This is a genomic window from Janthinobacterium rivuli, from assembly GCF_029690045.1.
Lineage (GTDB): Bacteria > Pseudomonadota > Gammaproteobacteria > Burkholderiales > Burkholderiaceae_D > Janthinobacterium > Janthinobacterium rivuli.
Genome location: NZ_CP121464.1, coordinates 1,506,015 through 1,529,313, shown reverse-complemented (window position 1 = coordinate 1,529,313; position 23,299 = coordinate 1,506,015). Strand labels below are relative to the sequence as shown.

The window sequence follows — 23,299 nt, the reverse complement described above, 5'->3', positions numbered from 1 at the left end:
TGGGGCGCAGGCCGATCCCGAAGGGACTGACCTTATTACGACGCTTCCTTCAACTGATCCAGAATGGCCGGGTTTTCCAGGGTCGACACGTCTTGCGTGATCGTCTCGCCCTTGGCCAGCACGCGCAGCAGGCGGCGCATGATTTTGCCGGAGCGGGTTTTCGGCAGGTTGTCGCCGAAACGGATTTCCTTCGGTTTCGCGATCGGGCCGATTTCCTTGCCGACCCAGTTGCGCAGCTCCAGGGCCAGTCGTTTCGCTTCCTCGCCTGTCGGACGCGCTTGCTTGAGCACCACGAAGGCGCAGATCGATTCGCCGGTCGTGTCGTCCGGACGGCCCACCACGGCCGCTTCGGCCACCAGCGGGTTGGCCACCAGGGCCGATTCGATTTCCATCGTGCCCATGCGGTGGCCCGACACGTTCAGCACGTCATCGATGCGGCCCGTGATCGTGAAGTAGCCCGTGTCCTTGTTGCGGATGGCGCCGTCGCCTGCCAGGTACATCTTGCCGCCCAGCTCTTCCGGGAAATAGCTGGACTTGAAACGCTCGGGGTTGTTCCAGATCGTGCGGATCATCGATGGCCATGGGCGTTTCACGACCAGAATGCCGCCCTGGCCGTTCGGCACGTCCTGGCCCGCTTCGTCGACGATGGCGGCCATGATGCCTGGCAATGGCAGGGTGCAGGAACCTGGCACCATCGGCGTGGCGCCTGGCAATGGGGTGATCATGTGACCGCCCGTTTCCGTTTGCCAGAAGGTATCGACGATCGGACATTTCTCGCCGCCGATGTTTTTGTAGTACCACATCCACGCTTCTGGATTGATCGGCTCGCCAACCGTGCCCAGCAGGCGCAAGCTGGTCAGGTCATAGTTGCTTGGATGGACTTTCGGGTCCACGTCGGCCGCCTTGATCAGCGAACGGATGGCCGTTGGCGCCGTGTAGAAAATGCTCACGTTGTGCTTCTTGATGGTTTCCCAGAAACGGCCCGCGTTCGGGTACGTCGGGATGCCTTCGAACACCACTTGCGTGGCGCCCACGGCCATCGGGCCGTACGCGATGTAGCTGTGGCCCGTCACCCAGCCGATGTCGGCCGTGCACCAGAACACATCGTCCGGCTTGATGTCGAAGCTCCACTTCATCGTCAGCGCGGCCCACAGCAGGTAGCCGCCGCTCGAATGCTGCACGCCCTTCGGCGTGCCCGTCGAACCGGAGGTGTACAAGATAAACAGTGGATGCTCGGCATCGACCCATTCCGGCTCGCATTGCGCCGACTGGCCTTCGACCAGATCGTGCAGCCACGTGTCGCGGCCGGCTACCATCGGCAAGTCACTGCCCGTGCGTTTATAAACGATGACGTTTTTCACGCAATCACAGCCGCCCAGCGCCAGCGCTTCGTCGACGATGGATTTCAATGGCAGCTTCTTGCCACCGCGCAATTGTTCGTCGCCCGTGATGACGGCCACGGCGCCTGCGTCGATGATGCGTTCCTGCAGGGACTTCGCCGAGAAACCGCCAAAGACCACGGAGTGGGTGGCGCCGATACGCGCGCAGGCTTGCATTGCAGCAACGCCTTCGACGGACATCGACATATAGATGATCACGCGGTCGCCCTTGGCGATGCCCTTGGCTTTCAGGCCGTTGGCGAACTTGCAGACTTTTTCGTGCAGTTCTTTATATGTTGCCTTGGTAACGGTGCCGTCGTCCGCTTCGAAGATGATGGCCGTCTTGTCGCCCAGGCCATTTTCGATATTGCGGTCCAGGCAATTGTAGGACACGTTCAGCTGGCCGTCTTCGAACCATTTGTAGAATGGGGCATTGTCTTCGTTCAGGGTGCGGGTGAACGGCTTTTTCCAGCTCAGGTTTTCGCGCGCCAGCTTGGCCCAGAAGCCTTCGTAGTCGCGTTCGGCGTCGGCCACCATGGCGCGGTAGGCGTCCATGCCGGAAATCGTTGCCTGTGCGGCAAACGCTGCCGATGGGTCAAATACGCGCGACTCTCCTGGTCCCTGCTGTTCCGTGCCCTGCCCTTGGTTTTCTGTAGCGCTCATGCTTGTCTCCAGTGTAGTAATTGTTTGCTAACACGATAGGCCCCATGTCTTACGGACGCCTTACATGTCGCGTTTATGCAGCGATTTAGCCCTATCAAGGCTAACCATAAGCGCCTTCGGCAACAGGAGTCAAGGGGACGCCATACAGTATTTTCACTGGGAAAATGCACGCTGCGCCGAAGGTTCAATACCACTTCGTGTTTCATCAAACCTGATAATCAGATGCAAGGCCATGCGCAGTAATCAGCAGCAAGTGTAAAATGTCGGGCATACCAAAAATTGGTATTTACTCCCCCAGGAAACCCCACATGATCGACCACCTACCACCGTCATCCAAACATACCAAGCTGCACCCGCTGTCCTCCTTCATCTTTATGTCGCGCTGGCTGCAGTTGCCGCTGTACCTGGGCCTGATCCTCGCGCAATGCGTGTATGTCTTCCATTTCTGGGTGGAATTATCCGACCTGATCGGCGCCGTGTTCGGCAATGATGCGGCCCTGCAGCACGTGCTGACGGCCGTCGCCGTACCGGGCAGCGCCCTGCCGACCAAGCTCAATGAAGCCACCATCATGCTGGTGGTATTAGGCCTGATCGACGTGGTGATGATTTCGAACCTGCTGATCATGGTCATTATTGGCGGCTACGAAACCTTCGTTTCGCGCATGCACCTCGATGACCACCCAGACCAGCCGGAATGGTTGTCGCACGTCAATGCTTCCGTGCTGAAGACGAAACTGGCGATGGCCATCATCGGCATCTCGTCGATCCACCTGCTGAAGACCTTCATCAACGCCAACTCGTACAAGATCGAAGTGATCATCGCGCAAACGGTGATCCACATGGTCTTCATCCTGTCGGCGATGGCGATTGCCTACACGGACCGCATCATGACGGTCACCCAGAATCAAGCCAGAGCACCTCACTAATGAAAGAAGCTCATGGCTGCCAGCGGCGGCCATGGGCTTTCAGCAAAGAGTCTTACCCTTCTTATCCACCGCGAGAACACCATGACTGTCATAAAGCAAGAAGACCTGATCGAATCCGTCGCCGCAGCGTTGCAGTACATTAGCTACTACCACCCTGCTGATTACATCGAGCACCTGGCGCGCGCCTACGCGGCCGAGCAAAGCCCGGCGGCAAAAGATGCGATCGCGCAAATCCTGACCAACTCGCGCATGTGCGCGGAAGGCAAGCGTCCTATCTGCCAGGACACGGGTATCGTCAACGTCTTCCTGAAAATCGGCATGGGCGTGCGCTTCGAAGGCTTCTCCGGCACCGTTACCGACGCCGTCAACGAAGGCGTGCGCCGCGCATACAACTTCGACGACAACAAACTGCGCGCCTCCATCGTGGCCGACCCGCACTTCGACCGCAAGAACACCAAGGACAACACGCCAGCCGTCGTGCACATGGAATTGGTCGAAGGTAACACCGTCGACGTGAAAGTCGCTGCCAAGGGCGGCGGCTCGGAAAACAAATCGAAGATGATCATGATGAACCCGTCCGATTCGCTGGTGGACTGGGTCATGAAGACCGTGCCGACCATGGGCGCCGGCTGGTGCCCGCCTGGCATGCTGGGCATTGGCATCGGCGGCACGGCCGAAAAAGCCATGCTGATGGCAAAAGAAGTGTTGATGGAAGACATCGACATGTTTGAGCTGAAACAACGCGGCCCACAAAACAAGCTGGAAGAACTGCGTATCGAGCTGTGCGACAAGATCAACTCGCTGGGCATCGGCGCGCAAGGCCTGGGCGGCCTGACGACCGTGCTCGACGTGAAAATCATGATGCACCCGACGCACGCCGCGTCGAAGCCTGTCGCCATGATCCCGAACTGCGCCGCCACGCGCCACGGCCACTTCGTGCTGGACGGCTCGGGCCCGGCCTACATGGAACCGCCATCGCTGTCGTCGTGGCCGGAAGTGCACTGGACGCCGGACACGGAAAAATCCAAGCGCGTCGACCTGAACACCCTGACGAAAGAAGAAGTCGCTTCGTGGACGCCGGGCCAGACCTTGCTGTTGAACGGCAAGATGCTGACGGGCCGCGACGCTGCGCACAAGCGCATCCAAGACATGCTGGCCAAGGGCGAAGAATTGCCGGTCGACTTCAAGAACCGCGTGATCTACTACGTCGGCCCAGTCGACCCGGTGCGCGACGAAGCCGTCGGCCCGGCCGGTCCAACGACCGCCACGCGCATGGACAAGTTCACCGACATGATGCTGGAAAAAACCGGCCTGATCGCCATGATCGGCAAGGCCGAACGGGGACCGGTCGCCATCGAATCGATCCAGAAGCACCAGTCGGCTTATTTGATGGCTGTGGGCGGCGCCGCCTACCTGGTGTCGAAAGCCATCAAGCACGCCAAGGTGCTGGGCTTTGCCGACATGGGCATGGAAGCGATCTACGAATTCGACGTGGTCGACATGCCGGTGACGGTGGCCGTGGATGCGAAAGGCACCTCGGTGCACAACACGGGCCCGAAAGAGTGGCAGGCGAAGATCGAGCAACTCAATAGCGTGAGCAAGATTCCCGTGACGGTTGCTTAAACAAGCTCTACCATTAACGCCGCGCAGCAATCAGCGCGGCGTTTTTTTATCTACTCCGGTTTCCCATGACTTCTATTGCAAGCAATGCCCACCCTGACGCGCCCATCGGCATTTTTGACTCCGGCGTGGGCGGCCTGTCGGTGCTGCGCCATATCCGCGCGCAGCTGCCGCAGGAAGACCTGATTTACTTTGCCGATTCCGGCCATGCGCCGTATGGCGACAAGACGGAACAGCAGGTGATCGACCGTTCACTGGCAGTGGCCGGCTACCTGCTGCAGCAAGGCGCCAAGGCACTGGTAGTGGCGTGCAACACGGCCACTATCGCCGCCATCAAGGCGCTGCGCGCGCGCTACCCGGACCTGCCCATCGTCGGCGTCGAACCAGGCCTGAAACCGGCGGCGGCCATCAGCCGCAACGGCAAGATCGGCGTGCTGGCCACGGAACGCACCTTGCGCGGCGACAAACTGCTGGCCTTGCGCGAACAAGTCAGCAGCGCGACCGGCGCCACCTTCATCTTGCAGCCCTGCGTCGGCCTGGTCGAACGCATCGAACAGTCCGCGATGGGCAGCGACCCGCTCGATGCCACCAGCGCCATGCTCGACCGCTATATCGCCCCCCTGCTGGCGCAAGGTGTCGATACGCTCGTGCTCGGCTGCACCCACTACCCCTTCGTGCAAGACGCCATCGAACGCACGGTGCGCGCACATACGTCAGAACCCGTCACCCTGGTCGACACCGGCGACGCCGTGGCGCGCCAGCTGGCCCGTTTGCTCGACGCGGCCAGCCTGCGCCGCACCAGCAACGACGCGCCACGGCTGCTGGGCTACACGACGGCCAAGGTCGAAGCCCTGGCGCAAGCCTTCGCCGGTTTGCTGGACTTGCAGCCGCCCGTCGCGTACCTGTCAGTGTGAGCTGTGTGAGAGTAAAAGCGACCGTTTTCATGCAATCTTTCGATTCTTTAAAAAAGACCGCATTTAGATTTGCCACTTTGCCGAGTTCTTTGTATAATTCGGCACCTGTTCAGCAAAACAGCTAAACAGGTAAGTAAGACAGTGGTGGCTGTAGCTCAGTTGGTAGAGTCCAGGATTGTGATTCCTGTTGTCGTGGGTTCGAGCCCCATCAGCCACCCCACAGAATTAGCGGTAAATAAAAGGGTTACATGCTTCGGCTTGTAACCCTTTTTTCATTTCCGCGCACATGCATAAGGCAACATCAGCCGCCCTTCCACAACATGTCAGGCGAGCGCATCAGCGAACGAAGCTGGTCGGCGCACAACAATCAAACTTGATGCATACGCTTGATTTATCGTATCCCAAAGAATACACTTGTATGCGTGAAAAGCATCCATACCACCGCCACGTTCGATGACTGGTTCAGCCAGTTGAAGGATCGGAAAGCTTTTTTCCGCATCCAGGCCCGTATTGACCGTGCCGAAGACGGCAACTTTGGCGATTGCAAACCTGTCGGTGGCGGCGTTTCGGAAATGCGAATTGATTGTGGTCCCGGTTACCGCGTTTATTTCACCCAGCGCGGCATGGAAATAATCATCCTGCTCGCTGGCGGCGACAAATCAACGCAAGCAAAAGATATCAAAACGGCGCAGCGGCTCGCGCAAATACTCCAGGAGGTCTGATGATACAAAAACTCAACAAGTGGGATAGCGCGCAGCACCTCAAAACCGAAGAGGATATCGTCGCCTACTTTGAAGCTTGCCTGGAAGAAGCGGGCGACGACGCATCCTTCATCGCCAAAGCGCTCGGCAACATTGCCAAGGCGCGCGGCATGACGCAACTTGCCAAGGATACCGGATTGGGACGGGAAAGTTTGTACAAGGCCTTGTCCGGCGAAGGCAATCCAAGCTTCGACACCATTTTGAAGGTGACGCATGCACTCGGCTTGCAATTTCGCGCCGCAGCGCTGAACACCTGACCACCGCTCAGGCGTGGCAGCGGAAAGACTACCCCGCCAGCACCGACTGCACCGTCGTTGCCAAATCCTCCAGGCGCACGGGCTTGACGAGGAAGTGGCGGAAGCCCACTGCCAGCGCGTCGTCCATGTACATGGGCAGGCTGTGGCCGGTGACGGCGATCAGCACGGCGTTGGCCGTGTCGGGATTGTTATGCAGGCGGCGGCCGATTTCGATGCCGCTGATGCCGGGCATTTCGATGTCGAGGTAGACGGCGTCGGGCACGCACAGCTTGACTTGCTCGACGGCCATTTGCCAGTTGCGCACCACCACGACATGGTGGCCCAGCGCCTCGAGCAGCATGGCCAGCGATTCGCCCACTTCCTGGTTGTCGTCAACCACCAGGAGATTTAATTTGCGCGCAGCACTTGCCGGCTGGTCGCCCTGACGGCGTTCCACGGAGGAATTGCCTGGTGTCGTTTCAGTTGTCTGGCTCATTGTGCGTTCACGTCTGACGTCTGCAAAAACGCGAGTATACAAGAAGCCCGCACAATGCCGCCGCACCCGAGCAATGGTGCCACGCGGCAATCGAAGCCGCCCGCTGTACCGCGCCAGCAACACTTTCCTACCCTGCAAGCGGCCATACCTCCACTACGCAATACTCGCAATTGACGGATAAAATGAGAATCATTATCATTATCATCCCCTTGCGCCGGATGTCCACGCCACGATGTTGTCGCGCCGCCCGATTGCCCGCGCAAACATTGTCATTACGGAGATCCATGCATGGCTGCCACACCTTTCACACTGCCCTTTTCGCTGCGCCCGTGCGCGCTGGCCATCGCCCTCGCATGCCTGAACGCGCCCATCGCCGCGCAGGCACAGCAAGCTAATACTGCCGATAACGCTGGCCCCATCCTGGAATCGATTCAGGTCAGCAGCAATCTGCTGGGCACCAGCATGGCCGCCAGCACGAAAAATTTCGCCGGCGCGCGCACCGTGGTGCAAAAAGACGATATCGAGAACTCGGGCGCGACCAGCCTCAGCGACGTGATGCGCCGCATTCCGGGCGTGCAGATCAGCGACAACTCGGGCAGCGCCGGCAGCGCCATCTCCCTCAATATCGGCGTGCGCGGCCTAGCCGGGCGCTATTCGCCGCGCAGCACGGTGTTGCTCGATGGCATCCCGATGTCGGTGGCGCCCTATGGCCAGCCGCAACTGTCGTTCGCGCCCGTCAGCCTGGCCAATGTCGAGACGGTCGACGTGGTGCGCGGCGGCGGCGCCGTGCGCTTCGGCCCGCAAAACGTGGGCGGCATCATCAACTTCAAGACGCGCCGCGTGCCCACCACGCCAGGCATCACGGGCGACGCCACCGTGCGCTACAACTCGTACAGCGAAGTGGGCCACAACACGCAAGCGAGCGTCTTTGCCGGCACCCAACTCGACAGCGGCCTGGGCCTGGCGGTGCTGTATTCGGGCATCCGCGGCAGCGACTGGCGCGTGGGCAGCGATGAAAAGGTCAACGACTTCGCCCTCAAATTCCGCTACGACCTGAGCCCGACGGCCGAGGTGTACGGCAAGCTGTCCTACTATGACGTGACGTCGCGCACGCCGGGCGGCCTGACCGCCGCCCAGTACAAACAGAACCCGTTCCAGAACACGCGCCCGAGCGACTTCTGGAGCGGCGAGCGCAAAGCCTTCGACATCGGCTACCTGAACGCCCTGTCCGGCACGCAGGAATTCGAGGTGCGCGCCTACTACAACAAGAGCTCGCGCGAAAGCACCCTGATCAGCGGAAAGAACCTGGGCCACCAGCCGCGCAACTATGAGACGACGGCCATCGAACCGCGCTACACGCAGCGCTTCACGACCGGCAAGGTATCGCAGGACGTCACCGTCGGCTACCGCTACCTGGCCGAGCGGGCCGATGAGACCATCTACAACGTCGTCATCGCCACGGGCGTGCAACAAAAGCCGACGCGCTTCGCCGACAATTCGACCGATGCGCAAGCTGTGTATATCGACGACAAGATCGCCATCGACGCGTGGCGCATCACGCCCGGCGTGCGCTACGAGCACATCAAGACGGAACGCTTCAACCACTTGCCGACCGACCAGAAGATCGATCTGCTCAACAACAAGGCCCTGCCCTCGCTGAACGTGGCCTACTTGCTCAACAATAATGTAACCCTGTTCGGCAACTACAACAGCTCGTTTGGCGCCGTGCAAAATACGCAGCTCAATGCGCAATCAAGCAAGAACCCGCTGCAGCCGGAACTGGCGAAAACAGCCGAGCTGGGCGCGCGCTGGAAAAGCGCCCAACTGTCGGCCGAGGCGACCTTGTTCAACATCAAGTTCGACAACCAGATCCAGTCCGTCGGCAGCGGCGAAAACGTCGTCTTCTACAACGTGGGCGCCACGCACCACCGGGGCCTGGAATCGGCCATCGACTACCACTTCGACCAGTCCGGCCCGCTGGCCGGCTTGAATGCCTACGCCACCTACACTTACACCAAGGCCACCTTGCAGGATGGCGTGAACGCGGGCAACGACGTGCCCTTCTATTCGCGCACCACGGACACCGTCGGCGCCCACTACCAGCTGGGCGCCTGGGGTTTTGATTTGTCGAGCAGCCACCAGAGCCGCCAATTCGCCGACGAAGCCAACACCGTGGCGGAAAACGCGGCCGGCAACCTGGGCGTCATTCCCGGCTTCCGCACCTGGAACACGCAAGTGAAATGGAAAGTGCCGGGCCAGAACGGCCTGGAACTGGTCGCCGGCGTCAACAACCTCGCCGACAAGCGCTATTTCACGCGCACCTCGGATGGCAACCTGGGCAAGCTGGTGGGCGCGCCGCGCATGGCCTACCTGCAGGGTCGCCTGGCGTTCTGATCCGGTAGCGCGCCTGACGCGCGCACTCGGCAAAAAACCTGCATCGTTGTGTTTTCGATGCAGGTTTTTTTTACGTCCCGGATGTCACAAAGATGCTGCAATGCAAGCTAAAACATGGCCGCCGCCCCCTGGAAGTACGCGCAACAAGTTCGCCATGGAAATTATTTTCATTTTAAACACAAATGATTTCACAATTACAAAATTTTTAGCGAAAAATCTCTACTTTCGGTGAGTTTTAGTGATATTCTTCAATATCATTTAGGAAATTAAATTAATCATTAAATAAGAAATTGGACCATCCATGAACATGCCTGCCACCCTCTTCAAGATTGCAGCGCTCACCTCGCTGATCACTGCCGGCGCCGCCAATGCCGCGACCGAACTGGTCATCAACGGCAGCTTCGAAAGCAATGCCATCAGCACGCCGTTCGCGCAATTGAGCGCCGTGACGGGCTGGACCTCGTCCGTCAGCGGCAACACCGCGTTTGAAATCCAGAAGGGCGCCACGCAAGGCGGCCAGAGCGGCTTCAACCCCGTCGCCGCTGCCGGCACGCAATATCTGGAACTCAATGCCGAGCGCCTGACCTCCGTCTCGCAGTCGATCGCCACCACGGCCGGCGGCACGTATGCGCTGTCGTTTGCCTACTCGGGCCGCCCGAATACAGCAGGCGGCGCGAACAGCCTGATGAATGTCTACTGGGGTTCGACCCTGCTGACGCCAACGGCACTGGTCGGCACCACCACCGGCGTGTGGCAAACCTACAGCCAGAACGTCACGGCGCTCGGCTCGTCGAGCCTGCTGCGCTTCGAATCGATCGGCCCCGTCTCCGCGCCAACCTATGGTTCCTACCTGGATAATGTCTCGGTGATGGCTGCCGTGCCGGAACCGGAAACCTACGCCATGATGCTGCTGGGCCTGGGTTTGCTGGGTTTTGTGGTGCGCCGCAAGAACGGCGCCTGAGCCTGATCTAGCGTCGCACATCAGCCGCCCCGCCGCCATGGCCGGGCGGCTTTTTCATGGAAAGACGGGAGCATAATTTTCAGGAAATGTTGCCAAGAAGAATTAAATTGACGCTACAATAGCGGGGTATCAAGCAATGCCAAGCATCGCTCCGCCAGGGCCCCTACCCCGCCCTGATCATCAGCACGCATTTTTTGAACAGGAAGGCTGGCACCACCGGGCCCGATAGCGCTCCCGGCACGGCCACCGCACACGCACCATGTCCGCAGAAAAAACCATTACCGAAACGAGTTCCTACGGCAAGGAAACGCCCGTGGGACGTCCCGACATCGACGGCCGCGCCGGCATTTTTGTGCCCACGGCTGAATTTGATATCGACAACACCACCACCATCCGCAAGGGCGCAGGCATTGTCGGCTTCGGCAACCTCGATGGCACCCTGACCGTGTATTTCGAAGCGAACCGCTTCGACGAAAGCAATCTGCACAAGTGGGAACACAAGGCGCGCAAGGCGTACGACCGCATGGTCATGGGCGCGCCCACGGTGTCGAAAGCGAAAATCGATGCGCGCATGCTGGAACAGGTCGGCATCATTGATGGCATGGGCATCAATCTCAAGCACCCGGAACGCCTGACGCACTGGCTGGCGATCTCGAACGTGCCGGACACGGCGCCGGAAGAGCCTGTCGTGCGCTGGAAAAACCGCTAGCCTTCCGGAGAGCGAGGCGGGGCGCCAGGCACGAGGTGTTGTCCTACACGGTAGCGGACATTCATCCGATGCCCAAAGGCATCAACTCATCCTATGATGAAAGTCTGACCACATTCCACACCACTCAGGAGTACGACATGTCCCGCCTCATCCCGATCAGCTTTGGCGCCTTGCAAATAGGTCTGGCAGCGGCGGCGATGTACATCCTGTGCTCGGCGGACGTATTGCACCAGGGTTCGGTGTATTTCCACTAGTAGAATGACAAAGCCGGGCAAGCAACGCTTGTCCGGCTTTGTCCTGCATGCAAGCACGCTACATTAGCGGCGGCCGTGATAGCGACCATGCCCGCCCCAGCCGCCGCGGTGTCCACCGTAGCGCCCAAAGCCAAACATGAAGTCCAGCCCGATCGATACGGGCGGATTGTAGTAATACGGTTGCGGCGCGTACACGGGCGCCGGCACATACACGGGCTGCTGCACGTACACCGGCTGCTGCTGCACATACACGGGCTCATTCGTATATTCCACGCGCGGCGCGCTCATCACGCGGCCCGACTGCACCGGCTCGGACGAGACCGTATGCCAGTCGTAAGGATTGTAGGCTCCCTGCGGCGCGCGCGAACCGTAATACGCAGGACCGGGGGGCGCCACGACGCAGCCACCCAGGGCGGCCAGCGAGATTACTGCCAACAGGGTTTTCATCGCAATTCTCCTAATGTGTACTGCTTAATTAAGTACTATAAGAAATTACGCGGTGCTTTGCTGTGCTTTTACCGATTGTTACACGCCGACGCACGCCGCAACATGAAATGTCGCAAGGCCGCCACAAACGGCCCGCATGGCATGTTTCTTCAAATAAACGGAATCGCGCAGGTATCGATGGCCTTGCCGGCCGCATCGTAGCGCTGCACGCACACCTGGTAGCGCACGCCGTAATCGAGCTCGACCTGCTCGACCTTTCCATACTTCAATTTCCAGCTGGGTTGCACCTGTTGCCGGCCAGCCAGCGCGGCCACATCCTGCGGAATCGCCATCGCCGTTTGCGTCTCGCCCTGGCGCGCATCCTGGCGTCGCGCCACGTCGATGGCCACGCTCACGGCCAGGTCGACGCCGCCGTCCGCATAGCTCAGCGTGGGCGCGCCGCGCTGCGCCCGCATCACGCCCCAGGCGCAAGGCTTGCCGCCGGCCTCGCACTGCTTCAGCTGCGCCAGCGGAAAATATTCAGGGGCAATCTTGCCATCCTTGATGGGCCAGCTGGTGCGCACGCCGTCGCGCTTGCCCGTCAGGGGATTGTCCCAGCTCAGGCTATTGACGACGGCCACGGTCTGCCCCGCCTGCAAGCCCACGGGCGTGCCCAGCGAGGCGCAGGCGGAAAGCAGCAAGCCGCTGGCGGCCAGGGAGGAAAGTGTCAGGATGCGCTGCATGGTAGGCCTCTTGTAATGGGAGATCCCGAAGGTATGTTTCGAGGGTAACAGAATCGGCGGCGACAGTGCCGTTGGCTGGCGCACATAACAGTACGGGCGGCACCCTTGCAGGCGCCGCCCGTAGCGGAGTCGGCCATGCCGGGAGCGCCGCTCCCGGCAAATATGGATCAGTCCAGCTTCCAGGCGTAGTCGACCTTGGTCCAGGTTTGCGCCGCGGCGCCATCCTTGGTGCCCGGCTTGAACTTGCATGCGGACAGGGCCTTGATGGCGGCCTTGTCCAGGTTCTTGAAGCCGCTGCTCTTGTCGACTTTCGAATCGGCAACGCTACCATCGGCGTTGACCAGGAAGGACATCGACACGGTGCCCTGCTCTTCGTTCATCAGCGAGGCTTTCGGATAGTCGGCCTTGCAGTTCTTGGCATCGAACGATGCCGGCACCTCGGCCGCGAAGGCGGCGGAAGAAACGGATACCAGCAAGGCTGCTGCAACACTCATCAAACGCTTATTCTCAAACATGTGCTTCCCCATGATTATCAGATACGGTAATTACAACTTCCGGTGCGCTGTTGGCCGCGCTTAAAACTCTTCCCACTCGTCATTGCTGCCGGCGCCTGCAGCCTTGCGTGGCGCTGCAGCCGCCACGGGAGCGGCTGCTTCGGTCTTGCGGGTCAGCGACTTGACCGGGCGCAATGCCGGCGCCGGCTTGCGCACGGCCACTGGCGCGGCAGCCACGGGGGCCGGCACATACGCCGCCGGCTTCTCTTCGCCATCGACCAGTTTGAAGATGCTGACCACGTGGGCCAGTTCAGCCGCCTGGTCCTGCAGGCTTTGTGCCGCGGCGGCTGCCTGTTCGACCAGGGCCGCATTTTGCTGCGTCATGCCATCCATCTCGATGATCGACAGGTTGACCTGTTCGATGCCGGCGCTTTGTTCCTGGCTGGCACTGGCGATCTCGCTCATGATGTCGGTCACGCGGCGCACGCTGTCGACCACTTCGCCCATCGTCACGCCAGCCTGGCCGACCAGACGCGTACCGCGTTCCGTCTTCTCGGCCGAGTCGTCGATGAGGATTTTGATTTCTTTCGCCGCGCCAGCGGAGCGCTGGGCCAGGTTGCGCACTTCCGACGCCACCACGGCAAAGCCGCGGCCTTGTTCGCCGGCACGTGCCGCTTCCACGGCCGCGTTCAGCGCCAGGATGTTGGTCTGGAAGGCGATGCCATCGATCACGCCGATGATGTCGACAATTTTCTTCGCCGATTCATTGATCGAGCTCATGGTGTCTACCACTTGCGACACCACGGAGCCGCCCTTCAGGGCCACGTCCGAAGCAGTGGCGGCCAGCTTGTTGGCTTCGCGCGCATTGTCCGCATTCTGTTTCACGGTCGAGGTCAGCTCTTCCATGGCCGATGCCGTCTTTTCCAGCGCGCTGGCCTGCATTTCCGTGCGCGACGACAGGTCGATATTGCCGTCGGCAATTTCGCGCGAGGCCGTGCCGATGGTTTCCGTACCGACGCGCACCTGGCCGACGATGCCCACCAGGCTGTTGCGCATTTCCTTCATTTCCGCCAGCAGGCTGGAGGTATCGGAAGGCTGCGTATGGATGCCGATCGACAGGTCGCCATTGGCGATGCTGCCGGCGATCGACGCCGTGTAGTCAGGCTCGCCACCCAGCTGTTTCAGCAGGCCGCGGGTAATCACCAGTGCCGCCGCCACGCCCATCGCCACGGCCAGTACGCCGAGGATGATCATGAACAGGCGCGCGCTGTCGAAGGCCTTGCGGGCGTCCGATTGCATCTGCTCGTTAAGCTTGTCTTCCAGCACGGCCAGTTGCTCCAGCGCTTCCATCCATTTTTTCTGTACCGGGCGGATTTCCTTGATCATCACGCGCGTGGCGCCTTCCGCATCGTTGGCCATCCACAGCGCCGACGCCTTGGCGATGGCCGGCATGGCGGCCGCTTCGTATTCCTTGATCGAGGTCAGCAGCGCTTTTTCTTCCGGAGTCGACTCGACGGCGAATTTCTCTTCGAGTTTCTTCTGCGTTTCCTGATAGGTGCTCGTCTGCGTCTTGATACGCGCCATTTCAGGTTCCATATCGCCCGCGTCCGTCATCAGGGTCAGGATGCGCAGCGAAGTGATGCGGTCGCTGACGTTGCCACGCATGTCGATCACCAGGCGGGTGACGACGTTGTTGACATTGATCACGTGATCGAGACGTTCCTGGATTTGCGCCATGCGCGCGATGCCGAGGACGGTCACGGCCACCAGCAGAACCAGTACCAGGGCGAAACCCAGGCCCAGGCGGGTACCAACCTTCATTTTTGCTAAATTCATTTCGGCTCTTCGTAAATGAAACTATTGATAAGGATTTTTGCCCGGCACGACAAGACGAAGGCTGCGCAACACCGGTGTCCGCCCTTACCGATTGGTATGCTGGCGGTCTCCGGCCGCACGCAGCCTGGGGTACTTCCTGATCTACAACAGCCCTGAAAACGCCAGTGACTGCGAATGCAAATTTGTTCTACACACTGAATTTTTGACACAGATGATGCGAGATCAACATCAAACATTCATATGAGAAATATTTGTCTATAATCAATTATAGGTGTAAATTTTGCCTCAAAGCAAGCAATAAGTACCCGAATAAATGGCTGATTAACTTTCTTCGGGGAAATGGCAACAACGCCGTTTCTTGCCCCATAGAAATGCCCCACGACAGTGCGGGCGTGCGCCGAAACAGCGCATTTACAACACATGGCATAGCCATATGACATCGTTTGGGGAGAGGGACTCAGAGGAGGGGGTAGTGCGGACAATACCAGTGCGCAAGGGCACCGGTATAGACAAGTTGGATTAGCGGTCCCAGCTGCAATGCATCACATAGGCGTGGCCGTCTGTGCCGAAGACAAAGATGCTCCAGATGGCGCCCAATCGACCAGCCAGGCTGCCCTGACCCGATGATACCAGTTGATACCAGTGCGGCTCGCTACCGAACAGTTCGGCCAGTTCGGCTTCGAAACCATCATATAAACGGGCGTCGAGCGGCTCGCGGTTCGCCTCGCTCATCGGCAGCAAGCGCTCGAGCAGCCACTGGCGCGGCGTGCACAAGGCGCCGCTGCAGTCCATGCTCTCGATCGGCTGCAGGCGCATGCCGTCCGGCTCCAGCTTCAGCGTGCGGCACAGCGCGTCGAGCGATGCCTGCGGCGCGACGGGCCCCAGATACTCGCACAGAAACAGGCTGCCATCATCCTTCAATGCTGTGACGGCCTGCAGGTAGCCATGCAACTGCTGTGCATGGACGTGGACGTCGCCGCGCATCAGGCAGGCAAGGACAAGCGTGCCGCCGCTTCCAGCAGCAGGCGCGGATCTCCCGACGCCAGCTTCTTGGAATCGGACAGGGTCTGGCGGAAGCCGCGTGCGCCGGGCAGGTTTTGCATCAGGCCCAGCATGTGGCGCGTGACGCTGTTCAGTTTTAATCGCCCCGCTTCTTTTTCCAGCTGCGCGCTGATGTACGGAATCATCGCTTCGAGCACCTGCTCGCGCGTTTTGACGGGCGTGTCGTCGCCGTAATAGCGCTGGTCGAACTGCGCCATCACGTAGGGGTTGTGATAGGCCTCGCGGCCCAGCATGACGCCGTCCAGGTGCTGCAGGTGCAGGTCGATTTCGTCCAGGGTCTTGATGCCGCCGTTGATGATGAACTCGAACTGGGGAAAATCACGCTTCAAACGGTAGGCATAGTCATACTTGAGTGGCGGCACTTCGCGGTTTTCTTTCGGGCTCAGGCCCTTCAGGATGGCATTGCGCGCATGCACGATAAACGTCTTGCAGCCGGCATCGGCCACGGTACCGACGAAATCGCGCACGAAGTCATACGATTCGCTGTCATCGATGCCAATGCGGTGCTTCACGGTGACATCGATATCGACCACGTCGCGCATGGCTTTCACGCAGTCGGCCACCAGTTGCGGCTCGGCCATCAGGCAGGCGCCGAATGCGCCCTTCTGCACGCGCTCGGACGGGCAGCCGCAGTTCAGGTTGACCTCGTCGTAGCCCCACTGCTGGCCCAGCTTCGCACTGGTGGCCAGATCCTTCGGATCGCTGCCGCCCAGCTGCAGCGCCACCGGATGCTCTTCCTCGTTGAAGCGCAAATGGCGCTCCACGTCGCCGTACACTAGCGCACCCGTCGTCACCATCTCGGTGTAGAGCCAGGTGTGGCGCGTGATTTCGCGGTGGAACTTGCGGCAATGGCGGTCGGTCCAGTCCATCATCGGGGCGACGGACAGGCGGCGGGAAGGCAAAGAAGAGGAAGTCATGGTGTCTACAAAAAACAGGAGCTGCAAATGACAAACCCGCTGCGCGCCTCACCGGTGAAGGAAAGGCGGAGCAACGGGCTTGAGCGTGGCATGGCCCGCAGGCCATGCGCTACAACAGATTACGAATCGCGCGACGCTTTTTTACGCTCGTGCTCTTTCAGGAAGCGCTTGCGCAGACGGATCGATTTAGGCGTGATTTCCACCAGTTCGTCGTCCTCGATGAATTCGACTGCGTATTCCAGCGACATCTGAATTGGTGGTACCAGGCGCACCGCTTCGTCGGTACCCGACGAACGCACGTTGGTCAGCTGCTTGCCCTTGATCGGGTTGACGACCAGGTCGTTGTCGCGCGAGTGGATACCGATGACCATGCCTTCGTAGACTGGGTCATTGTGCGACACGAACATGCGGCCGCGGTCTTGCAGTTTCCAGATCGCGTAAGCAACAGCGGCGCCGTCATCTTGCGAGATCAGCACGCCGTTACGACGGCCAGCCATTTCGCCACGGGTGTTGTCGACTGGCGCGTATTCGTGGAATACGTGGCTCATCAGGCCGGTGCCGCGGGTCAGGGTCATGAATTCGCCCTGGAAGCCGATCAGGCCACGCGCCGGGATCAGGTACTCGAGACGCACGCGGCCCTTGCCATCCGATTCCATGTTTTGCAGGTCGCCACGACGACGGCCCAGTTCTTCCATGACGCCGCCCTGGTTGACTTCTTCCACGTCAACCGACAGGTTTTCAAACGGCTCGTGGCGCACGCCATCAACCATTTTGAAGACCACGCGTGGACGCGATACGGCCAGCTCGAAGCCTTCGCGACGCATGTTTTCGATCAGAATCGTCAGGTGCAGCTCGCCGCGGCCCGATACTTCGAAGATCGTGTCGTCGTCGGTTGGCGAAACGCGCAGAGCAACGTTGGCTTTCAGTTCGCGGTCCAGACGGTCACGCAGTTGGCGCGAGGTAACGAACTTGCCTTCGCGGCCAGCCAGTGGCGAATTGTTGACCATGAAGTTCATGGTCAGGGTCGGCTCGTCGACGGTCAGCATCGGCAGCGGATCCGGGGTATCGACTGCGCACAGGGTCGAACCGATGCCGATTTCGTCGATACCGTTGATCAGGCAGATGTCGCCGGCGACGGCTTCGTCAACCAGCACGCGCTCCAGGCCCTTGAAGTTCAGCACCTGGTTGATGCGGCCTTTGATAGGCGTGGCGCCTGGACCATTGATGACCAGCACGTCCTGACCAACTTTGACGGTACCGCGGTTGACGCGGCCAATGCCGATCTTGCCGACGTACGACGAGTAGTCCAGCGAGGTGATCTGCATTTGCAGCGGGCCTTCAGGATTGTCGTCACGCACTGGAACGTGTTCCAGGATGGCGTCAAACATTGGCTTCATGTCGCCGCTGCGCACGTCTTCGGTCAGGCCGGCATAGCCGTTCAGGCCCGAAGCGTAAATGATAGGGAAATCCAGTTGTTCGTCGGTCGCGCCCAGCTTGTCGAACAGTTCGAACGTCTGGTTAATGGCCCAGTCCGGGCGCGCGCCTGGACGGTCGACCTTGTTGACGATAACGATAGGCTTCAGACCCAGTGCCAGCGCTTTGCGCGTGACGAAACGGGTTTGCGGCATCGGGCCTTCTTGTGCATCGACCAGCAGCAGAACCGAGTCCACCATCGACAGAACACGTTCCACTTCGCCGCCGAAGTCGGCGTGGCCTGGGGTGTCGACGATGTTGATGTGGGTGCCTTCGTACTCAACAGCGCAGTTCTTCGACAGAATCGTAATGCCGCGCTCCTTTTCCAGGTCGTTCGAGTCCATGACTCGGGTGTCGACCGCTTGGTTTTCACGGAAGGTGCCGGACTGGCGCAGCAGCTGATCCACCAGCGTGGTTTTGCCGTGGTCAACGTGGGCGATAATGGCGATATTACGAATTGCGCGTTTTGTATTTGACATGGTCGTAGTAGTTACTGAAAAACTGCGGAGTGCGTACAAGGTGTACGAGATACCCGAATGCTAATCTATTTCCGGAACCGCGTAGTATAGCATGTTGCGTTGCAACGCTATCTAAAAATGCTGGCGGCTCCCGCAGTCGGGGACGGTTTGTTTAAAAAAGCGACACTGTTTAACGAGTGTCGCTGGGTAATATGACGTTGCTGTGACTTATTGATGCGCTGTGGCAATCAAGCGTTCCGGCGCCAGGATGCTGTATTCCTGCAACTGGCCGGTGCCCAGCAGCTTGCTGTCGTGATACACGCGCACCCTGCCCGGCTCGCTTGGCACGGCGACGTCTTCCTTGCCCAGCGCGATGCGCTGGCCATGCAGGAAACGCTTGGCCAATTCTTCCGTCAGCTGGACGGCGGGGAAACTCGACAGCAAGGCATCGACGGGCGCCAGCAGGCTCAACGGCGCGGCATGCGCAGTCAACTCATCGAGCGTGACGACGCCGTCCAAGGTCAGGCTGCCCACCTGCGTGCGGCGCAAGGCGTTCAGATGGCCACCGCAACCCAAGGCATGGCCGATATCTTCGCCCAGCACGCGGATATACGTGCCCTTGCTGCACATCACGGACAATTTCAGGAACGGGGCGTCATAGCCGAGGAACTCGAGCTTGTGGATGGTCACGGGGCGCGCTTCGCGCTCCAGGGTGATGCCTGCCCTTGCATACTCATACAAGGGCTTGCCGTCCCGTTTTAAGGCCGAGTACATCGGCGGCGTCTGCAAAATCGGCCCGCGGAACTGTGCCAGCACGGCTTCGATCTGCTCTTCGGTGACGTTGACGTCGCGCGTTTCCAGCACTTCGCCCTCGGTATCGCCCGTATCCGTTGTCTGTCCCAGGTGCACCAGGGTTTCGTAGGTTTTATCGGCTTCCAGCAAGTCCTGCGAGAACTTGGTCGCCTCGCCAAAGCACAGCGGCAGCAAGCCCGTGGCGAACGGATCCAGGGTGCCCGTATGGCCCGCTTTTTTCGCGTTCAAAACGCGCTTGGCCTTGATCAGGGCGTCATTGCTGGACCAGCCCACGGGCTTATCCAACAGCAAGACGCCGTCGACCAGGTCGCGCACCCGCTTGATGCCGGGCGGTTTCTTCGGACCCGCCACTGTTATTGCTCGTCCGCTTCTGGTTTGACATCCGGCTCGGCGTCAGCCGCGCGCGTGGCGTTGGCCTTGTCGATCAGCAGCGACATTTCCATGCCGCGCGAAGTCGAGCTGTCGTGCACGAAATGCAGCATCGGCAGGGTGTGGATGTGCAGGCGCTTGCCCAGCAAGCCACGGATGAAGCCAGACGCGGCCATCAGGCCTTCGGTGGTGTTCTTGATGGCTTCCTTGCTGTCTTTCAACATCGTGAAAAACACCTTGGCGTGCGCGTAGTCAGGCGTGATCTGCACTTCGGTGATGGTGATCATCGTGCCGACGCGTGGATCCTTCAATTCGTAGGCGACGATTTCAGCCAGATCGCGCTGGATCTGGTCAGCCACGCGCAAGCCGCGCGCTGGCATGGTTTTGCTATGTTTAGCCATGATTTTATGCTGTCCTAAGTGCCGCAGGGCGCATGAGTCAAACGGTTGCCCGTTGACCAATGCGCCCCACGTGTTTGCGCGGACAACGATATGTCCGCGCCATTACTTCTGCGATTACAGGGTACGAGCGATTTCCTGGACTTCGAACACTTCCAGAGTGTCGCCAACCTGAATGTCGTTGTAGTTCTTCAGCGACAGGCCGCACTCCAGACCGGCGCGAACTTCTTTCGCATCGTCCTTGAAGCGTTTCAGGGATTCGATCTCGCCGCTCCACACCACGATGTTGTTGCGCAACAGGCGGACGGAAGAAGCACGCTTGACCACGCCATCGGTGACCAGGCAACCGGCAATCGCGCCCACTTTCGAGACCAGGATAACCTGGCGGATCTCGACCTGGCCGATGACGGTTTCGCGTTTCTCTGGTGCCAACATGCCCGACAACGCCGATCTGATCTCGTCGATCGCATCGTAAATGATGTTGTAGTAGCGAATGTCCACGCCATTCGACTCGGCCAGCTTGCGTGCCTGGGCATCAGCACGGGCGTTAAAGCCGATGATGACCGCTTTCGAGGCGACTGCCAGGTTGACGTCCGATTCCGTGATGCCGCCGACGGCTGCGTGCACAACTTGTACGCGCACTTCGGAGGTCGACAGTTTCTGCAACGAACCAACCAGCGCTTCTTGCGAACCTTGCACGTCGGTTTTGATGATCAATGGCAAGTTTTTCACTTCGCCTTCGGCCATCTGGTCGAACATGTTTTCCAGTTTCGCAGCTTGCTGTTTCGCCAGTTTCACGTCGCGGAACTTACCTTGACGGAACAGACCGATTTCACGCGCTTTGCGCTCGTCAGCCATGACGACGACTTCTTCACCGGCAACCGGCACTTCCGTCAAGCCCTGGATTTCGACCGGGATCGAAGGACCGGCTTCAGCGATCGACTTGCCGTTCTCGTCCAGCATGGCGCGAACACGGCCATACGAAGAGCCAGCCAGGATCACGTCGCCGCGGCGCAAGGTACCGGACTGCACCAGGATCGTCGCGACAGGACCACGGCCCTTGTCCAGACGCGCCTCGACGACCAGGCCGCGCGCAGGCGCATCGACCGGTGCCGTCAGTTCCAGCACTTCGGCTTGCAACAGCACTTGTTCCAGCAGGTCGTCGATACCTTGACCCGTTTTGGCCGAGACCGGCACGAATGGCGATTCGCCACCGTATTCTTCCGGTACGACTTGTTCTGCGACCAGTTCCTGCGTCACGCGATCGACGTTGCCGCCTGGTTTGTCGACCTTGTTGATCGCCACCACCAGCGGTACGCCAGCTGCTTTCGCATGGGCAATCGCTTCTTTCGTTTGCGGCATCACGCCATCGTCGGCGGCAACCACCAGAATCACGATGTCGGTTGCCTTGGCGCCACGGGCACGCATCGCGGTAAACGCTTCGTGGCCCGGGGTGTCGAGGAAGGTGATCATGCCGCGTGGCGTATCGACGTGGTAAGCACCGATATGCTGCGTAATGCCGCCCGCTTCGCCGGAAGCCACCTTGGCGCGACGGATGTAATCGAGCAACGAGGTCTTGCCGTGGTCGACGTGACCCATGACGGTGACCACCGGTGCGCGTGGCTTGGTTTCGAAGTGCGCGTGTTCGCCCACATCGGCCAGCAACGCTTCCGGATCGTCCAGTTCGGCGGCGAACGCCTTGTGGCCCATTTCTTCCACCAGAATCATGGCGGTTTCCTGGTCCAGCACCTGGTTGATCGTGCACATCTGGCCCAATTTCATCAAATGCTTGATGACTTCGGATGCCTTGACGGACATTTTGTGCGCCAGTTCGGCCACGGTGATCGTTTCCGGTACGTGCACGTCTTTGACGACGGCTTCCGTAGGAGCCTGGAAGTTCGATTCACGGTCGTCATGGTGCGTCGGGCGACGGCCCTTCGCGCCACCGCGCCAGCTGTCACGGCCGCCTGGGCCGCTGTTGCCGCGTGGCTTGGGACCACCGGTGGTGCCGCGTTTTTTCGCGTCATCGGACCAGGTGGACGACACATTGGCCGACTTGATGGATTTCTTGTCTGCAACAGCAGGCTTCTTGTCGCCCGGCTTGTCGCCAGGTTTCTTGTCAGCAGGCTTGTGCAGGGTGCCTTCCGGCGCCTTCGGCTTGACGGGAACCGGTACGGGTTCCGGTGCCTTGATGGCGCGGCGTGGCGCGTTCATCATGGCCTTGATCTGAGCAACTTCGTCGGCAACGGCCTTGCGTGCACGCTCGGTGGCTTCCGCTTTGTCAGCGGCTTCCTTGGCGGCAACAGCAGCGGCAGCCGCTTTCTTCTTCGCTTCTTCAGCGGCAGCAGCTTTTTTCGCTTCGGCGGCGGCGTCGTCAACGACAGGCGCAGCGGCGCTGGCGGCAGGCGCGGCAGCAGCCTTGGCGGCGGCTTTCTTCGCTTCCGCTTCAGCTTCTTTCTTCGCAGCCAGTTCAGCCTGTTGCGTGGCTTTCGCCTGGGCTTCTTTTTCCGCGTCGAGCTTGGCCAGACGTTCTTGCTTTTCGCGCAGATCGGCTTCCTGGCGGGCGATCAGTTCAGCCTGTTTACGGGCTTCTTCTTCACGGCGCGCCACGTCGGCGGGATCGATCACCGGTGCGGCAGGCGCGACCGGTTCAGCGGCGACCGGCGCAGCTTCGTCACGCTGGACGAAAGTGCGTTTCTTGCGCACTTCCACCTGGATGGTGCGCGATTTGCCGGTTGCGTCAGCTTGCTTGATCTCAGTCGTTTCCTTGCGGGTCACGGTGATTTTTTTCTTTTCTGTGTCAGCCGCTGCGCCGTGTGTGCGGCGCAGATGATCCAAAAGCTTGTCCTTATCATCTTTCGACAATGGATCTGACGTCGAACTTTTCTCGACGCCGGCAGAACGCAGCTGCGTCAGCAGCAAATCTGCAGGCATCTTCAGTTCGGTGGCAAATTGGGCTACGTTGTTACTCGCCATTCAGTCCTCTTTTCTATGTGT

20 protein-coding genes and 1 tRNA gene are annotated in these 23,299 nt (G+C 59.9%); 9 read left to right on the top strand and 12 right to left on the bottom strand.

Translation table 11 applies throughout. The features are described 5' to 3' along the window. Window positions 1–35: 35 nt before the first annotated feature. Window positions 36–2,042 carry an acetate--CoA ligase gene (gene acs, locus P9875_RS06850; protein ID WP_099400790.1) on the bottom strand — a complete coding sequence of 669 codons (2,007 nt, stop codon included), beginning with the start codon at window positions 2,040–2,042 and terminating at the stop codon, window positions 36–38. A 308-nt stretch (window positions 2,043–2,350) separates the two neighbouring features. Between acs and P9875_RS06845 the strand changes: the two genes are divergently transcribed. The 6 genes from P9875_RS06845 (at window position 2,351) to P9875_RS06820 (ending at window position 6,520) form a co-directional block, all read left to right on the top strand. Beyond that, a complete protein-coding gene (locus P9875_RS06845; RefSeq protein ID WP_099400789.1) occupies window positions 2,351–2,968 on the top strand; it encodes a YqhA family protein in 618 nt (205 codons plus the stop codon). An 81-nt stretch (window positions 2,969–3,049) separates the two neighbouring features. Beyond that, entirely contained in the window at window positions 3,050–4,591 is a 1,542-nt protein-coding gene (locus P9875_RS06840) for a fumarate hydratase (RefSeq protein ID WP_034784516.1), read from the top strand. Between the two features lie 65 nt (window positions 4,592–4,656). After that, complete coding sequence (gene murI, locus P9875_RS06835) at window positions 4,657–5,502, top strand: glutamate racemase (RefSeq protein ID WP_099400788.1); 846 nt, start codon at window positions 4,657–4,659, stop codon at window positions 5,500–5,502. A 144-nt stretch (window positions 5,503–5,646) separates the two neighbouring features. Continuing rightward, window positions 5,647–5,722 (top strand) — tRNA-His (locus P9875_RS06830). A 202-nt stretch (window positions 5,723–5,924) separates the two neighbouring features. Then, window positions 5,925–6,224, top strand: a complete 300-nt coding sequence (locus P9875_RS06825; RefSeq protein ID WP_035828697.1) for a type II toxin-antitoxin system RelE/ParE family toxin — start codon at window positions 5,925–5,927, stop codon at window positions 6,222–6,224. Then, the gene (locus tag P9875_RS06820) at window positions 6,224–6,520 is read left to right on the top strand and encodes an addiction module antidote protein (protein ID WP_035825229.1); all 297 of its coding nucleotides are present in this window, start codon (window positions 6,224–6,226) and stop codon (window positions 6,518–6,520) included. The genes P9875_RS06825 and P9875_RS06820 overlap by 1 nt, the downstream gene beginning before the upstream one ends. A gap of 28 nt (window positions 6,521–6,548) precedes the next feature. Here the strand turns inward: P9875_RS06820 and P9875_RS06815 are convergent, their stop codons facing one another. Then, the gene (locus P9875_RS06815) at window positions 6,549–6,995 is read right to left on the bottom strand and encodes a response regulator (protein WP_176388863.1); all 447 of its coding nucleotides are present in this window, start codon (window positions 6,993–6,995) and stop codon (window positions 6,549–6,551) included. A gap of 288 nt (window positions 6,996–7,283) precedes the next feature. Between P9875_RS06815 and P9875_RS06810 the strand changes: the two genes are divergently transcribed. The 3 genes from P9875_RS06810 to P9875_RS06800 all read left to right on the top strand — a co-directional run bounded on the left by P9875_RS06810 (window position 7,284) and on the right by P9875_RS06800 (window position 11,059). Further along, complete coding sequence (locus tag P9875_RS06810; protein ID WP_278317906.1) at window positions 7,284–9,389, top strand: TonB-dependent receptor family protein; 2,106 nt, start codon at window positions 7,284–7,286, stop codon at window positions 9,387–9,389. 301 nt (window positions 9,390–9,690) lie between these two features. Continuing rightward, window positions 9,691–10,350 (top strand): FxDxF family PEP-CTERM protein, encoded by a 660-nt coding sequence (locus tag P9875_RS06805; protein WP_278317905.1) that lies wholly within the window; start codon window positions 9,691–9,693, stop codon window positions 10,348–10,350. 259 nt (window positions 10,351–10,609) lie between these two features. Continuing rightward, entirely contained in the window at window positions 10,610–11,059 is a 450-nt protein-coding gene (locus tag P9875_RS06800; protein WP_035825219.1) for a hypothetical protein, read from the top strand. 317 nt (window positions 11,060–11,376) lie between these two features. Here P9875_RS06800 and P9875_RS06795 read toward each other — a convergent pair whose 3' ends face one another. The 10 genes from P9875_RS06795 to infB all read right to left on the bottom strand — a co-directional run bounded on the left by P9875_RS06795 (window position 11,377) and on the right by infB (window position 23,278). Next, window positions 11,377–11,760, bottom strand: coding sequence for a hypothetical protein (locus tag P9875_RS06795; protein WP_035825214.1), 384 nt, complete (start codon window positions 11,758–11,760; stop codon window positions 11,377–11,379). 149 nt (window positions 11,761–11,909) lie between these two features. Continuing rightward, window positions 11,910–12,482, bottom strand: a complete 573-nt coding sequence (locus P9875_RS06790) for a hypothetical protein (protein ID WP_099400781.1) — start codon at window positions 12,480–12,482, stop codon at window positions 11,910–11,912. Between the two features lie 167 nt (window positions 12,483–12,649). After that, window positions 12,650–12,997 (bottom strand): energy transducer TonB, encoded by a 348-nt coding sequence (locus P9875_RS06785; protein WP_233516259.1) that lies wholly within the window; start codon window positions 12,995–12,997, stop codon window positions 12,650–12,652. A 60-nt stretch (window positions 12,998–13,057) separates the two neighbouring features. Next, on the bottom strand, window positions 13,058–14,797 hold the full coding sequence (locus P9875_RS06780) for a methyl-accepting chemotaxis protein (protein WP_035825209.1): 1,740 nt from the start codon (window positions 14,795–14,797) through the stop codon (window positions 13,058–13,060). A gap of 534 nt (window positions 14,798–15,331) precedes the next feature. Further along, on the bottom strand, window positions 15,332–15,796 hold the full coding sequence (locus P9875_RS06775; protein ID WP_278317903.1) for a hypothetical protein: 465 nt from the start codon (window positions 15,794–15,796) through the stop codon (window positions 15,332–15,334). Then, window positions 15,796–16,791 carry a tRNA dihydrouridine(20/20a) synthase DusA gene (dusA, locus tag P9875_RS06770; protein WP_278317902.1) on the bottom strand — a complete coding sequence of 332 codons (996 nt, stop codon included), beginning with the start codon at window positions 16,789–16,791 and terminating at the stop codon, window positions 15,796–15,798. The genes P9875_RS06775 and dusA overlap by 1 nt, the downstream gene beginning before the upstream one ends. Window positions 16,792–16,910: 119 nt before the next feature. Further along, window positions 16,911–18,743 (bottom strand): translational GTPase TypA, encoded by a 1,833-nt coding sequence (typA, locus tag P9875_RS06765; RefSeq protein ID WP_176388866.1) that lies wholly within the window; start codon window positions 18,741–18,743, stop codon window positions 16,911–16,913. A 207-nt stretch (window positions 18,744–18,950) separates the two neighbouring features. Further along, window positions 18,951–19,886, bottom strand: a complete 936-nt coding sequence (truB, locus tag P9875_RS06760) for a tRNA pseudouridine(55) synthase TruB (RefSeq protein WP_051959407.1) — start codon at window positions 19,884–19,886, stop codon at window positions 18,951–18,953. A 2-nt stretch (window positions 19,887–19,888) separates the two neighbouring features. Beyond that, window positions 19,889–20,305, bottom strand: coding sequence for a 30S ribosome-binding factor RbfA (gene rbfA, locus P9875_RS06755; RefSeq protein ID WP_035825200.1), 417 nt, complete (start codon window positions 20,303–20,305; stop codon window positions 19,889–19,891). A gap of 114 nt (window positions 20,306–20,419) precedes the next feature. Next, window positions 20,420–23,278 (bottom strand): translation initiation factor IF-2, encoded by a 2,859-nt coding sequence (gene infB / locus P9875_RS06750; protein ID WP_278317901.1) that lies wholly within the window; start codon window positions 23,276–23,278, stop codon window positions 20,420–20,422. Window positions 23,279–23,299: the final 21 nt, after the last annotated feature.